Genomic DNA, 14,714 nt, shown 5'->3' with positions numbered 1-14,714 from the left:
CATGATATTCAACACTATGTAAGGGTTGATTCCGCGCTATATATAAAATTGAAGTGTGGCGCGATTTATAAAATAGCCCCGAATGCTCAAGGGCAATATCAAGAGCAGGCTTTTGCAATTCATCAGCCAACAGCTGGTTATCATTCCGTCAGAGGTATTGCCTTCAATGAGCGATATTTCATTTCAAAGAATGCAGGGGAAATCATTGTATTTGATCACGAAGGTAATAGAGTTTCGAGATTTGTAACAAGTGAAAGTTCGCAAAATATCTATTTTGACTCTATGAGTCAAACCTTATGGCTTGACTATGAAATTCTTCAATTATCCTCTGAAGGGATCTTATCCCGTATTGATGGAAAGGGAACTGACATTGATCAGGAAGCTCGTGCTAAAATTTTAAGCTCAGATGCGAACATGAATCCTTGGACTGGTGACATTTATACTGACAATGGGGTTTATAAAAGAATTAAAAATGATAATGAAGGCGAATTACCAAGCTATCAAAAGCTTGCTGTGCCTGAATATTACTCGGTCAGTCTACATGGCCTTATTTTTACTAAAAAGAATGTTTTCTCATACGACCCTTCTAATAAAACTTTATCTAAATTAGATCCGAATACTAATGATTTTGAGTGGAATAGAAAAAATATCGATTTACCCGCTGAATTAATGGTTCTTGGAAATCAACTTTGGGGTTGGCAAGTAAGCCAGCACCAGTTTTTTGGTTTTGATTTAGACTCGAATGATTGGGATAAAGATGGGGTAAGGAATCAGTATGATCGTTTTCCCTTTGACCCAAGTCGGTATATGAGCAGTACCCGAAATGACACTTATCAAGTATCTGCTAGTTACGGGAATGATGATGATAATGATGGCATTATCAATAGCGAAGACCTATATCCAAAGCACAAAGATAGACAGCCGATACATTCATCTCCCTCAGAATATTCACCTAGGCAGCAAAAGTCATTGATACATAATGGAGTTTTCTATCGGATAGGTTCTGAACATCATGGTAGATTTAGTCATAAGATAGACCGCTTTGATTTAAAAGAAAAAGCAGCGCTACCATCTTGGGAACTAGATACAGTCCCATACTCATTGCAGATAGTTGACGACGAACTTTATGTATCCGTCGGCGATCGCATTGTAAAACGATCATTGTTGAAAGATGATTCGTCTTTTGAATTTGTTTATGCCCCCCCAATGGTCATCATTATTCAAAGCCAATTCAGTACTTTGAGATATTTGATAATTTGATGCTTGTGGATGGCTATACAGTTAACTTAGGAAGCTGGCATACGATTCAAGTCGTCTCTGACAAACACTTATATCAACCGGAAACTGGGAGAACGTTATTTTTTGATAGGTATCCGATTAAAGGAACAAAAATTAACTGTGACGGTACTGTCTTTGACTACAACAATCGAGACAATAACGCCAAAGAGATTTCTCTAGAAGAACAATATTCTGATTATTCTTATCATGATCAATACTTTCAAATAGTGGTAAAAGAAAATCGAGAAAACTTTACAACGTGTATTTCAGGGAGAGAGTGGTACCATCATGATCATCAACGACCTCGTTTTCATTGGAATTCAGGTCAAGATCAGCTAGAAACTATATTGAGTAGTGATTATGTTTTATATCCAGATCCTCGTCAACAGCGTGCGGCACGATTGATTTTAGAAGACTTAGAGTCTTTCTTTGTTAGTCCTGATCGTAATTACCTCATATCCAAATCTGGTATTGTCTATCGTGCAGACGACTTTTCTACGAGAGCATTTTTGGGAGATGACATTGAGAATATCATTTTTGGAAAAGACTACTTTTTAGCTCAGTTCAAAGGTGCTCCTCGTTACCAGTTATTCAACTCTAATTTTGAGCAAGTTCAGGGTGGCTTTTGTAGTTCAGATGGGCATTGTATGTCTGAGGTGGACGCTAGGGATGTTAGCACTGCATTTGATCATGGAAAAGTTGTACAAGTTCGTCAATATGGGGATCAGGTTGAGGTTTTTGAATTTGAATTAAAAGAAGTAGCTCAACCCATAGATTACTACGTGAGAGAATCGGAAGAAAACCCTGCGGATGATGAATACAAAAGGCAGACTCTTCAAATACAGAATGATCAAGGTAATGCTTTGTATTTTCGAAATCATGAACAATACGGTATTGAAGGAATTAACTTCTGGAATAGTACATCGAATAAGCAAACGAGTATCTATTTTGACTATCCCGTTTATTATTCTGAGCGCCAACAAGCGATATATACTGTATTGAAATCTGGCGTGTTGGTTCGCTTTACGATGGAGTCGCTTCGTAGTGGAAACTACCATGAGGTCTTAGTTCCATTTGGACAAATCGATTCAAACTCATTTACAAAAGAGTCAGTGACTTATGAGGAAGAGAAAATTCTGATTCGTTTGAAAGATAGACAGATTCAGTATGATCTGTTCTCTGGAAAAACATCAATTTTAAAACGATAAACTCTTTATCTACTCAAACCCCGGCTAGCCGGGGTTTTTCTTTGCATCAGTCAGCTCACTATTGCTTCTTTTTATTTCGATTTGCCATGAAGATGAAGAAATAATAAATTCCCACATGGCCGAGAATAAAAATGATGGATATGAGGATTGCTTCGACAACATACGGCATCTAGAAACCTTTTTATCCGAGAATGATAATATGAACACGCTACTTCTATTGTAGCTCAATCTACACGAGCTTCCGAATCTCCTTGCGGGATCAACCCATCCATATAAGTATCCATGAGCTGTTTGTAGCGACCGTTTTTTGGAGTTGCTTGATGCCCTTGTTAAAAATCTTGACTAGCATTGGGCTTTCATCTCTTCGTTTACTGAAAACCATATGAGCAGTTGTTGAGTACCAAGGTTTTGGGTGGTGTGTGACTTTTGCCCGGTCTGCTCTAGGGAGAAATGTGTTGATGATGTACTGGCCCACGTGGATATTGGCGATAATGATTTCGACCCGTTTATTGACGAGTCTTGGAAAGTTCTGTTGGTCATCAGGGACGCGGGAGACATGGAAGAATTTGCCAGTCTCCAGCAAATGAAAAGCATCTCCGTAGAAGTAACCGATACACGCCCCAACCGTTTTATTTTTGAGGTCTTCAACGGTATTCCAATACAGCGGTGTTTCCTTTAAATAGAAATAATGATCCGTATTGGTGATCACGGCATCCGTATAATGCACTTTTTCTGCGCGCTCACTATTGTAGGACCAAGTTGCAGAAGCATGGACTGATCCTCTAACAGCGGATTGAAATGCTCTGGCCCAGGGAAGAAATTCAAATTCGACTTTTATGTTCTGGAGTGCGTAGGCTTCTTTGATGACTTGCATGGCTAAGCCTTTTTCTGGGAGTGCTTCTCCAGAAAACGTTGCCCATTCACCTGTTGCAATGCTCACAGTTTGTTCTGCATGGACAACAGTTGCAGTGGAAGCGAGAAAATAGAGTAGGGGGAAGATGGGGACGACTCTCAACATAAGTCTATTACAATGCTTTGCAGATTAGAAAGAGCATGGTTGAGGTTGACTCATTTATCAACTATATCTTGCGGGTTTTCAACCTGCCAAATTTGTGGTGATGAAAAAGCATAGCGCCAAAGTAAGAAGTAATAGAAAATAATCATGAAGAATATGCAAAATAGATAAAGATATTCAATCGGGTTTTCTACATAATAGCCTGTACTGGTATCAAAAATATCATGCACATGGTCGAGGAAGTCGAAGATAAAGATAATTCGCCAGAAGTATTGGTGCAAACATCGAATTCCGAAGGTATAAAAGTAAACGCCAACAAGTCCGATATATTGAAGAAAATCTGTGAAAAACTGAGAGGATGTATATTTCCCGGCCATAAAGTCAGCAATATCCACGTTTAGACTTATGACCGTTAAAGGAACGAGAAAGAAAAGCAGCCATAAACGTGCAGGCTGGCGATCTTTGACTTCAAAAATCTTCATCTGGCTATCAGTTTTGTGATGACCTTGAACTGATTTTAGATGATAGGTTTTCAGTCCCTATTTTTTAATTTTCGATAAAAAGTCACATGAGAATGATGTATTTTGGGCCAACTCGTCCAAAAAAGGAGCGAACGATGATTTCCTTCGAAAAAACTGTTGACATAGAACGGTCCTCTGCATAGAATGCGCTCCGCAATTCAGCGAAGCTTACATGTAAGAAATCGATGAAATTGCGGGGCTATAGCTCAGCTGGGAGAGCGCTTGCATGGCATGCAAGAGGTCACCGGTTCGATCCCGGTTAGCTCCACCAGGTTAATTTTGTAGTAAGAATTATATCAGCGTCCCCTTCGTCTAGAGGCCTAGGACTCCGCCCTTTCACGGCGGCAACAGGGGTTCGAATCCCCTAGGGGACGCCACTTCTTACCATTGCATAGGCCATGCAAGTTAAATCAACCTACAATCATTTGTCCTTGTCCCCTTCGTCTAGAGGCCTAGGACTCCGCCCTTTCACGGCGGCAACAGGGGTTCGAATCCCCTAGGGGACGCCATACTTTATGTGGGTATCCGACAAATGATTAAAATGCAAAACAACGCGCTGCGTCCCCTTCGTCTAGAGGCCTAGGACTCCGCCCTTTCACGGCGGCAACAGGGGTTCGAATCCCCTAGGGGACGCCACTTCTTCTTCGAAGACGCGTTATACTTTAGTTTTGCATGATGATGACGTATACAGCGTCCCCTTCGTCTAGAGGCCTAGGACTCCGCCCTTTCACGGCGGCAACAGGGGTTCGAATCCCCTAGGGGACGCCACTTCTCTTGTAGAAGTACATAATCATCAAGATATATCGAGACGCATTATCAGCGTCCCCTTCGTCTAGAGGCCTAGGACTCCGCCCTTTCACGGCGGCAACAGGGGTTCGAATCCCCTAGGGGACGCCACTTCTCTTGAAGAAGTATGTGTCATCAAGATATATCAAAGACGCCTTATCAGCGTCCCCTTCGTCTAGAGGCCTAGGACTCCGCCCTTTCACGGCGGCAACAGGGGTTCGAATCCCCTAGGGGACGCCATTTCTTTTTCTAGAATTGTGTGTCATCAAGCGATTCAAAATATCATTCTCTTCTCAATAAAATTTCCTTCACACTAGTCAGTGAATTTCTTTTTTATCTTCTGCATTTTTTAAATTTATCCATCGGGCTTTGGCTGGGAATGATTGCGTATTGCTGTATCGTTGAAAGCAGAATAACTCAGACCATGAGCTGAAAATCATGGCCTGAATAATTTTTTGCAAGGGTTATTGGAATACTTGCTTCAACTGACTCTGGCGGCGGAACTTCGTTTTTCCATGCTTTGCAAACACGACTCGCAAGGTATGCGTATCAAATTCATAACTATTCGTCACCCCTGCACCATGGTAGCCAGTGACTTGGATTTGTGAATAGCCTTTTTTCTTCAACACATCTGCCATTTGTCGTGCGAGCGGATGCGTTTTCCTTTTCGATCCGATTATGAGGTTTGGGAGGATCCGTTGCTTCCACTTCGTATTGCCTTTCATGGAATGTGCAAGTGTGCTGGCTTTAAAGGTTGTGATTTGACAGGTATCTGCACTCCAACAGGAGGTGATCCGAATATCTTGAAAATCTTTTGATAGACCGCCACTTTCAAATGTTCTCACTAAGTCTTCAGTGCTTTTTGCACCAAAAGGTTTGGTCGACACGCGGTTTTCGCCAGGGGCACCATGGCCTTGAACATACAGTTTACTGCGTTCATCTAAACGGCTCAGTATCTTTGTCTTTTTGTTATCCAAGATATGCGCGAGTGTCCAGTCGTATGACTGGACAATTCGATAATGTTTGATGAATGCTTGCGTGTTTTCAAAAGAGCTATCTGTCAGGATCTGCTGAATCTCAAGATCAGTGAATGTGGCACCATTACTAGGTTGAATGCCTTTAAAGTCGGCGGTATATTGCAGGTATTCTGTTGCAGCAAAGTGGATTTGGTTTTGCTCTAGCCTGGACCACTTTTGAAAGCTCTCCAGCATTTTGTCACGATAGGCGCTGCTTTCTACAATGACTTCGTAAGGGGATTTTCCTCTTAAAATACGAGAAGCATTATCGCTGACAAGCATATTCACAATATCTTCAGTCGCAAATGGTGCAAAGTAATAACCTGCTTTAGCTGATGTAGCTGTCTCAAGGGCTGAATTTGTCAGCCGCCAATGGTCACCGTTTGTGAATTGATACTTCCAGTTTTGATTCATCGTTTCAACAGCATACCCTGGATAGAAGGTGGCTTCTGTCAACGACTCAGAACCATCACGAATCAATGAAATATAACGCCCATCTTCTAATTGAAGTGCAAATTGATTTTGAACAGGACGGCCTTGGGGATCCAGATATTGGAATAACTTTTCAGAGCCATCAACGGCTTCTCCCACATGTTGTGACGGAGAATGAACTTGATATTTATGTATCAACCTCTGGGTGATATGTTGAGCGCGGATCCGTACACTTTGAATCTTTTGCGCAGCTTGAGTTATTTCATCCGATTGCTTGCCAATACCACGCAAAACGACACTCAGGTTTTCTCCATGTCGCTTTAATAAAGCTACACCAACTTTATTGGCTCCTTTTTGAAGGAGGTGGCCACTCCCAATAGCCAAGTCAATATTGGAAGCATCCCTAATCAACTTCACTATGGATTTTGCGGCGCCTTTTCCGATGGCTTGCGTTGCTTTAGAAAGACCAACGAGTCCCTTTTTGACGGCTCCTTTGCGAAGTGCACTGACCGTGCCCCAAATGATTTTGGATGCAGCCCCAGCACCTTTTGCTGCTGGACCAGCACTTGGAACGATAGATATAGCATCACCAACAAGGTTAGTAAAAATCGCCATTTGGTCTGCGTAGGCATCATTGCTAGCATTGATGATCGATTCAACCGTCCCATAGCCAGGGATCATGCCAAGGACAACGCTTTCAACAATTTGTGTTGTTGTTAAGTCTTGATAAGTGCTTTTACTTTTTACAAATTGCTGTTTGAGGTAAAGCCGATACAAAGTCGCAGAGGTGTCACGCGAGGAGGCATTACAAATCAATTCATCCATATCATATCGGGCACCTTCGATTTCTGGGTGATGGGGAAGTTTGCATGGACCAAGAACTAATGTATCCGCATACTTTTGATATTCAGCGTTGTCGGGGTTTAAACTGAGCGCTGTGCCATCCCACAATGAGACAGATTTAGTTTGTACATTGACTTTAAACGCAACGCCATTATTGGTGAGTTCACCCGGTTCAAACCCAATGTAAGTTGGTTTATCCATATCCCAGATGATCTGTCTTAGAGAATAGAAACGCTGAACCGTGTCCCATCGATAGTATTTTTTCTGATCGTAATCGTTTAATGCTGATTCACCCAAGGTTTCGAAAATATTGAGTCGAATGGTTCTTAAGTCATTTTCAGTGATTTTGTCAGCGAGTGTGTTGTATGCATTGCTCCATAAATCGTTGAGTTTAATTTCCCCTTTGTCGTTGGTGTATTGGTTTTGGCTCACATTAAGAATACGAAAGATCGATTTTGGTTTTGGAAACAGGTTGGTGATTGGCAAAAGTATCTTAAAAAAGATGGATGGTTTCTTTTCAATTTCAAGTTGCTTGCCTTTTACTGTTGCTTGACCTGCTTCTAAAAACTGATTGAGAAGGCTCTTGCGAGCTTGTTCTGTTTTTAACTGCTGCAAAACGCCTAGATTTTGCAGGATCTCCTTCGCTAGGTCTTTTCGTGATGGAATGAGTAGTTGTCCTTCTGCGTTATATAACGCGGAGATTTCGGATTGTGTATACCAATCAGCCAAGTCACGATGGAGCGTGTAGAATGTTGTACGATATGATGCTTGCTCAATTTGAGATTGTATTTTTTCCTGCATCAATGCAAAGAGAGTCGCCGCTTGCTCCTTTGGAGAGGGAGATGTCGCTTTTTTCTCTTCATGGTTTTTTTGCAAATCGTGGAAAGTTGCCAAGTAAACCTCAGGTGTATATTGGGATAAATCCGTATCTGTGGATAGTAAGAACCGTTTTGCGATGGTTGCCTGGGCATGATAAATCGAGCCATAGAGAAAGTTATTATCTAATCCGAGTTCATTAAATGCCAACTGGGTGGCATAGACAGTGATATCATTCGCCTGTCCGAATATCTGACGCGCCATCTCTTGTCGGCTCATCCCTGATGCATTGGTTAAATAGGTAAAACCATGGGCGGTTTGCCGTTGAATGGATTGCCCGTCAGAAAAGAGTGCTTCTGCAACTGAGTTTTCAAGTGCATCAGGAAAGTGTATTTCTATCAATAACCATGCGGCAAGCTTTAAAGGCGTGATCAACTGTTTTGAGCCATCATCGAATTCAATCGTTACGGGTTGGAGCTTATCGTAGTCATACAAAAGTGATCCACCGTCCATTGCTGAGCGGTTTGGTGTGAGCTGTGCAATGTGTGTTTGTAACGCAATACTTGCCTGAATATGTGCATGACTACCATAGGGGTAGTGGGTATCAAGCCCAATACCGAGAAAGGCTGCTTCGAGCATTGCTTCTGCAAATTCTATGGGAAATTCTTGGTAATAAAGTTCAGCGATTTCGCGGAGAGTTTTCCCAATCACGGGCTTTTCCTGTTGCTCAGTGAGCAATCCAACTGTAGGACGATAGCCAAGACGCTCGAGGACAATTTGATCCGTCAGTGTTTCACTTGGGATGAATGTTCCATTTTCATACAATGTGCCGAGTAATTGGCCGGTTTTTGGGTCGTTTTCTTGGTAAAGGATGGTTGATTCTGCGGTGGCTACTCGACAAATCGTGAGTAGAATAAAATAAATGACAATCCAGAGTGTTATTCTTTTTATCTTCGCAGTTGTGCTTTTGATATGAGTTGTGTAGGCCAACATTTTATTTCTCTATTTTATTTAAGGCATAGAGCTATACATAGTCCTCGCACTTAAGTTCCAGGATTTACAATAGATTTACGCAAACCCATGTCATCTGGGTTCATTTTGAGCAAAGAAACGAATATTGAGTCGACAGGTAAAAGGGGATCTGATAGCTTTTGTCGCTGTAGTGGTTCCTTATCAATTGTAACCATTCGGGGTCAACATACCCACCAACTACAATCAATTTTTCTTCATTAAATCAGTACGGAAGTTTATGAGTCATCCAATATTTCTCGCTCTTGCCTGTATTGTTGCCTGGAGCTTTCTTGCGGTTGTTGCCAAGTTGGCACAATCAAATCTTGATCACTTTCAATTTCTATTTTGGTCAAATGTTTTGTCGTCCATCGTTGTAGGTATTTGCTACTTTCTTTTTACTCCCAAAACGTCTGAACGAGTAAAACCCACATTCGCACAGTTAGGTTTTACAGCTTTGCTCGGGTTTCTCGGTTGCTTCCTATATTACTTGTTGCTGTATTACGGCTATGCAACAGCCTCAGGGGTTGAAGTCTTGATCGTGCAATATTCTTGGCCAGCACTGATTGCATTATTTGCAGTGATGTTACTTGGCGAGCGGATGTGCAAAAGAAAAGGTCTGAGCGTCTTTCTTGGGTTTCTTGCCATGCTTGTTGTGGTTACGAAAGGAGATTGGTCTCAGTTTTCACTAGATAATCAGCAGCCGTTACTTGTAGTTTTAATCGGTGCAGCTTCATTTGCGTTGTTTTCTGTGCTCTCAAAGAAAGAAACGCTGCCACCAATGCAAAGTACAACGTTGTACTTTGTTTGGGCCAGCATCTATTCATTCATAGCGATGTGTATATGGAGTGAATTTGTGTTGCCGGATACCAGATCTTTATTTGTATTGTGTGTGAATGGTGCGCTGATTAACGGGCTATCCTACATTCTATGGATCATCGCGCTCAGTAAAACAGATGCGTCTCGATTAGCGCCTTTGGTTTATTTAAGTCCAGTACTTGCTGTGATTTGGCTCGTCCTGTTTTTGGACGAACCGTTTTACTCCATTTATATTGTTGGCATTAGCCTTTCCATTGCTTCTGGTTTATTGACGATTGGTATTCGGGAGCAGCCAAAAGTTACATCGCAAAGAGCTTCTCAATCTCTTTCTTCATAAACTTTTGGATCACGGGTTGTGCTTTTTTATTCGGATGAATGCCGTCCTGTTGCATCAGGTCGGCATTTTGTGCAACCCCATCCATAAAAAATGGAATGAGTGGAACAGAAAATTCTTTTGCCAGTGCTGGATATATGTCTTCAAATAGTCGAAGGTAGCGATTACCATAATTTCTTGGAAGGCGAATTTGAACAAGGGCAGCTTTGACTTTCTCTTTTCTGAGCATGAGCAGAATATTGCGTAGATTTTTTCTTGGAATAGATGGATTAAATCCACGTAAGCCATCATTGCCGCCAAGTTCAATCAGCACCCAGTCAGGTTTATGTGTTGAGATAATCCCTTGGAGTCTGAGAAGACCGCCACGTGTTGTTTCACCACTGACACTGGCATTAATAATTTTGTAAGGCTTATTGTCAAGCGCAAAAGATTGCTGCAACAGATGCGGCCAACTTTCCTTTTCCAATAAGCCATATCCGGCACTTAAGCTGTCGCCTAAGATGACAATGGTCTGTGCGGATGAACGCTCTTTTGCAAAAGCAGTCTGACTCAGAGCTACGATAAAGATAAGAAATAGGGGCAAAAATACGCGTATGAAGGAATTAGCAATCATTGAAGTGTGTAACCTCTCAAAAAATGTCGTTGTGAACGATGAAACGCTTTCAATACTTAATAACATCAACCTGAATGTCAAGCGAGGGGAGACAATCGCGATTGTTGGTGCGTCCGGTTCTGGTAAATCAACCTTGTTAGGGATTATGGCTGGGTTGGATAAACCTTCAGAAGGGGATGTCAAGCTTGGTGGTGTTGGTTTGAAAAACCTCAATGAGGAACAACGGGCCAATTTGAGAAAAGACATGATTGGTTTCATTTTTCAGTCATTCCTCCTTGTGCCGAGTTTAACTGCGCTAGAAAACGTGATGTTACCTGCAGAGCTGAAAGGCGAAAAAAATGCCAAGCAATTGGCGCAGCAGTGGTTAGAAAAAGTCGGACTTGCCAATCGTGCAGATCATTACCCGAATCAGCTCTCAGGGGGAGAACAACAACGGGTTGCCATTGCAAGAGCATTTATCACACATCCAGAAGTCTTGTTTGCTGATGAACCTTCTGCAAATTTGGATACCCACACTGGCCATATTATTGAATCCCTTTTATTTGAACTCAATCGAGAAAATGGAACCACGTTGATTCTGGTCACCCATGATGAGGAGCTGGCAGAAAAATGCGATCGCATGATCACTTTACATGGTGGGGAAATCATTGCACCGGAGGCCCGGCATGCTGATGTTGTTTAATATCGCTTTACGTCTGTTTTTAAGGGAGCTGCGACGAGGGGAGCTGACGATTATCGCAGGGGCTGTTTTTCTCGCTGTCTTTTCTGTGTATACGTTAAGCTCCGTTGCAGATCGGATCTCAGGTGCTTTAGAAGTACGCAGTGCATCCTTTTTAGCCGCAGATCGTTTGCTCTTTAGTGCACATCCACTCGATAAGAAATGGCTGAAGGAAGCGGAGAAACAAGGCTTAGCGCATGCTGAAGTTTTATATTTTCGTTCCATGGTTTTCTCAAATGGGGGGTTGCAGCTGGCCCGGGTCAAAGCGGTTTCTGAGAAATACCCCCTTCGTGGTGAATTAATCATTTCTGACCAAACAGGGAGCCGACAAGCGAATGCTCCTGAGCCTGGCACGATTTGGGTGGAACCAAGATTATTATCCCTCCTACAAATCAAGTTAGGTGATAAGATTGAAATTGGTGATGCCCAACTTCAAGTCTCAGCGATATTGGAAAAAGAGCCAGATGGTTCATTGTCTGTGTTTGCCAGTGCGCCCCGAGTGATCATGCGTGATTTGGATGTGGCGAAAACAAATGTGATCCAACCAGGGAGTCGCTTAAGTTATAACTTCTTATTTGCTGGGGAGACGTCCCAATTATTGTCTTTTGGAAAGTGGTTAAAACCACAGCTGAAAGAAAATCAACAATGGCGTTCTGTCAAAGATAGCGAGAGCTTTTTATCTGAGTCTGTTTTGCGTGCGGAGCGATTTTTGATTTTATCGGGTCTACTGGGGATTGTGCTTGCTGCGACTGCTGTGGCTGTTGCTGCACAACGTTATTGCAAACGCCATGGAAGTACCGTTGCGATAATTAAAACCTTGGGTGCGAATGTGCAGCAGGTTCGATTCATATTCCTCATGCATTTACTCTTCGTTTCTGTATTTTCTATCTCACTTGGGGTGATATGTGGTTGGTTTCTTCAAGGTTGGGTTGGAGAATTGATCCAGAACTTCTTGGTTGTTGAATTACCAGAAGTGGACTGGAAGCCAACCTTATTGGCACTGATGACAGGGATCATCTGTGCGTTATTGTTCTCATTGCGCCCTTTATTACAGCTATTTCAAATTCAGCCAATTCTAGTGCTGCGCAAATCAGAAGATGAAACGGGACAGATTGATGTGATTCATGTGAGTGTATCGTTGATCACGATTTTTCTGCTGATGCTGATTTATTCTGGTGATTTACTGTTTACGCTCGCAGTGTATGGCGCTGGGCTTGTGCTTGTTGCGCTATTGGGGGGAATGAGCTGGGTTTTATTCAAACTAGGCAAAAGCCAAACATTTTCCACAGCATCTCCTTGGCATCTCGCCTTGGCATCAATTCGGCGCCGTGCAAAGTCATCGGCACTTCAGTTTATTAGTTTTGCGATGGCGATCAATCTTGTGCTCGTCATATTCGTTCTACAATACCGCTTAATTGCTGATTGGCAAGCACAATTACCAGAACAAGCACCGAATTACTTCCTCGCCAATGTCGCAGAAGAAGAAAAATCATCGGTGAAAGCATGGATTGAGTCACAAGGATATGAAAGTCCACCATTTTATCCTGTTGTTCGCGGCCGATTAACCGGCATTAATGGCCAAAAAGTCGTGGATGAACCCACCAAAGAAAAGCGAGAGCAGAAAAAGCGGGAAGGTGCCAGAGTTGGGGTGGGGCGGGAACTGAATCTGACTTGGTCGGATACCATGATCCCCCACAATGAAGTTATCGAAGGCCAGTGGTGGCAGCCTGGTTTGACCCACCAGGTATCTGTTGAAAAAAATGTGGCGAAACGTTTGGACGTTCAGCTTGGGGATCGTTTAGAGTTCTTGATCGGGGATCAACGAATCGAAGCGGAAATATCGAACATTCGCTTTGTCGACTGGAACCGAATGCAGCCGAATTTTTACATGGTCTTAAGCCCTGATTTGCTCAAAGACTTTGCGGCGACCTACCTGACTTCATTCCATTTATCGGCAGAAAAGAAGTCAGTGCTTACTTATCTCTATACTGAATATCCGTCAGTAACTTTGATTGATGTAGACCAATTAGTCCATGAACTGAGACAGGTGATTGATCATGTCTCGATTGCAATTCAATTTGTATTTATTATCGTTGTGATAGCAGCAGGCCTTGTGCTGTTAGCACAAATACAAGCATCGTTCGAAGAACGAAAAGCAACGTTGGTGATCCTTAGAACATTGGGTGCACAAGCAAGTTTATTACGTAGAAGTGTTGTTTTAGAGTTTATGTTAATCGGCGCAGCAGCGGGTGGTGTCGCTTCATTTTCAGCAGAGTTGTCCCTCTTTCTATTGCAAAACTTCATTTTTAATATTCAGCCGATGTTTCATCCGATGATTTGGTTGATAGGACCAACGACAGGGATGACTATTGTGGGCCTCTTAGGCTATCTAGCGACACATCGACTCACCATCAATAATGTCGCCCTCGAAATGCGCAAAGTATTCAGTTGAGGCTGAAAAAGCCTCACTCTTTGTTGCTCGTCGTTCATTTGGAAGGCACCAAACTTCTCTCCTCGCGCCGCGATTGAGGCTTTTTCAGCGGTGCTTTCAAGAGGGAGTCACTCTTTGTTGCTCGTTGTTTATTTGGAAGGCACCAAACTTCTCTCCTCGCGCCGCGATTGAGGCTTTTTCAGCGGTGCTTTCAAGAAGGGAGTCACTCTTTGTTGCTCGTTGTTTATTTGGAAGGCACCAAACTTCTCTCCTCGCGCCGCGATTGAGGCTTTTTCAGCGGCGCTTTCAAGAAGGGAGTTACTCTTTGTTGCTCGTTGTTTATTTGGAAGGCACCAAACTTCTCTCCTCGCGCCGCGATTGAGGCTTTTTCAGCGGCGCTTTCAAGAAGGGAGTTACTCTTTGTTGCTCGTTGTTTATTTGGAAGGCACCAAACTTCTCTCCTCGCGCCGCGATTGAGGCTTTTTTTGCGGCGCTTTCTTAGGCGTTCATAAGAAAAAAGATTGAAGTGCGTACCTAAAAGGTATGTTCATGTTGAGAATGAATCAAAAAGTGCGATAAGTAATCAATTTTTACGATGAATGAACTGGTAATTTTTTTACGAATTATATAGATGATGATTATTTTATTAATTGCTATAAAAATCAATTAGATGGATGTTTAAATTGTTGGTTTAGTGCAAAAAAAGTTCATGCTTTACTCTTTTTAACAGGTCAGTCCAGTTGGTTTTTTCATGAATTTTTCTTTACACCACCGCCATCTTCAGTAGTATCATCGGCCTACTTTTGTATTGGTAACAATTTTTTGCCTTTACTCTCGGCTCGTTCAACGAGTCAATACAATAATTCGCTTTTAAGA

At 42.4% G+C, this 14,714-nt stretch carries 9 protein-coding genes and 7 tRNA genes; 12 read left to right on the top strand and 4 right to left on the bottom strand.

The features are described 5' to 3' along the window. Positions 1-48 precede the first annotated feature (48 nt). Together C505_RS0103295 and C505_RS0103290 are read left to right on the top strand one after the other, a co-directional pair. Positions 49-1,260 carry a hypothetical protein gene (locus tag C505_RS0103295; protein ID WP_018691163.1) on the top strand — a complete coding sequence of 404 codons (1,212 nt, stop codon included), beginning with the start codon at positions 49-51 and terminating at the stop codon, positions 1,258-1,260. Next, positions 1,260-2,486 carry a hypothetical protein gene (locus C505_RS0103290; protein WP_018691162.1) on the top strand — a complete coding sequence of 409 codons (1,227 nt, stop codon included), beginning with the start codon at positions 1,260-1,262 and terminating at the stop codon, positions 2,484-2,486. The genes C505_RS0103295 and C505_RS0103290 overlap by 1 nt, the downstream gene beginning before the upstream one ends. Positions 2,487-2,745: 259 nt before the next feature. On the opposite strand, the gene C505_RS0103280 is transcribed toward C505_RS0103290, so the two are convergent. Together C505_RS0103280 and C505_RS0103275 are read right to left on the bottom strand one after the other, a co-directional pair. Beyond that, positions 2,746-3,504 carry a substrate-binding periplasmic protein gene (locus C505_RS0103280; RefSeq protein WP_018691160.1) on the bottom strand — a complete coding sequence of 253 codons (759 nt, stop codon included), beginning with the start codon at positions 3,502-3,504 and terminating at the stop codon, positions 2,746-2,748. 50 nt (positions 3,505-3,554) lie between these two features. Beyond that, positions 3,555-3,983 carry a hypothetical protein gene (locus tag C505_RS0103275; protein ID WP_018691159.1) on the bottom strand — a complete coding sequence of 143 codons (429 nt, stop codon included), beginning with the start codon at positions 3,981-3,983 and terminating at the stop codon, positions 3,555-3,557. Positions 3,984-4,217: 234 nt separating this feature from the next. Between C505_RS0103275 and C505_RS0103270 the strand changes: the two genes are divergently transcribed. The 7 genes from C505_RS0103270 (at position 4,218) to C505_RS0103240 (ending at position 5,048) form a co-directional block, all read left to right on the top strand. Further along, a tRNA-Ala gene (locus C505_RS0103270) sits at positions 4,218-4,293 on the top strand. A gap of 30 nt (positions 4,294-4,323) precedes the next feature. Next, positions 4,324-4,399, top strand: a tRNA-Glu gene (locus tag C505_RS0103265). Positions 4,400-4,455: 56 nt separating this feature from the next. Continuing rightward, a tRNA-Glu gene (locus tag C505_RS0103260) sits at positions 4,456-4,531 on the top strand. A 51-nt stretch (positions 4,532-4,582) separates the two neighbouring features. Next, positions 4,583-4,658, top strand: a tRNA-Glu gene (locus C505_RS0103255). A gap of 56 nt (positions 4,659-4,714) precedes the next feature. Next, positions 4,715-4,790, top strand: a tRNA-Glu gene (locus tag C505_RS0103250). A gap of 53 nt (positions 4,791-4,843) precedes the next feature. Beyond that, a tRNA-Glu gene (locus tag C505_RS0103245) sits at positions 4,844-4,919 on the top strand. A gap of 53 nt (positions 4,920-4,972) precedes the next feature. Then, positions 4,973-5,048 (top strand) — tRNA-Glu (locus C505_RS0103240). Between the two features lie 224 nt (positions 5,049-5,272). Here the strand turns inward: C505_RS0103240 and C505_RS0103235 are convergent. Next, positions 5,273-8,908 (bottom strand): hypothetical protein, encoded by a 3,636-nt coding sequence (locus C505_RS0103235; protein WP_018691158.1) that lies wholly within the window; start codon positions 8,906-8,908, stop codon positions 5,273-5,275. A gap of 256 nt (positions 8,909-9,164) precedes the next feature. Between C505_RS0103235 and C505_RS0103230 the strand changes: the two genes are divergently transcribed. Then, a complete protein-coding gene (locus C505_RS0103230; RefSeq protein ID WP_018691157.1) occupies positions 9,165-10,079 on the top strand; it encodes a DMT family transporter in 915 nt (304 codons plus the stop codon). Here the strand turns inward: C505_RS0103230 and C505_RS0103225 are convergent. Beyond that, positions 10,042-10,659 (bottom strand): arylesterase, encoded by a 618-nt coding sequence (locus tag C505_RS0103225; RefSeq protein ID WP_245556324.1) that lies wholly within the window; start codon positions 10,657-10,659, stop codon positions 10,042-10,044. The two genes, C505_RS0103230 and C505_RS0103225, sit on opposite strands and share 38 nt — an antisense overlap. 10 nt (positions 10,660-10,669) lie before the next feature. On the opposite strand from C505_RS0103225, the gene C505_RS0103220 reads away from it, so the two are divergent. Both C505_RS0103220 and C505_RS21270 read left to right on the top strand, forming a co-directional pair. Continuing rightward, positions 10,670-11,371: an ABC transporter ATP-binding protein gene (locus tag C505_RS0103220; protein WP_018691155.1), complete on the top strand. Its 702-nt coding sequence runs from the start codon at positions 10,670-10,672 to the stop codon at positions 11,369-11,371. Next, complete coding sequence (locus C505_RS21270; protein ID WP_018691154.1) at positions 11,355-13,859, top strand: ABC transporter permease; 2,505 nt, start codon at positions 11,355-11,357, stop codon at positions 13,857-13,859. Before C505_RS0103220 ends, C505_RS21270 begins: the two co-directional genes overlap by 17 nt. Positions 13,860-14,714 lie beyond the last annotated feature (855 nt).

The organism is Algicola sagamiensis DSM 14643, assembly GCF_000374485.1.
Classification (GTDB): Bacteria; Pseudomonadota; Gammaproteobacteria; order Enterobacterales; family Alteromonadaceae; genus Algicola; species Algicola sagamiensis.
Note: the sequence above shows the minus strand (reverse complement) of the source record. Positions and strands in the feature narration are given on the sequence as shown.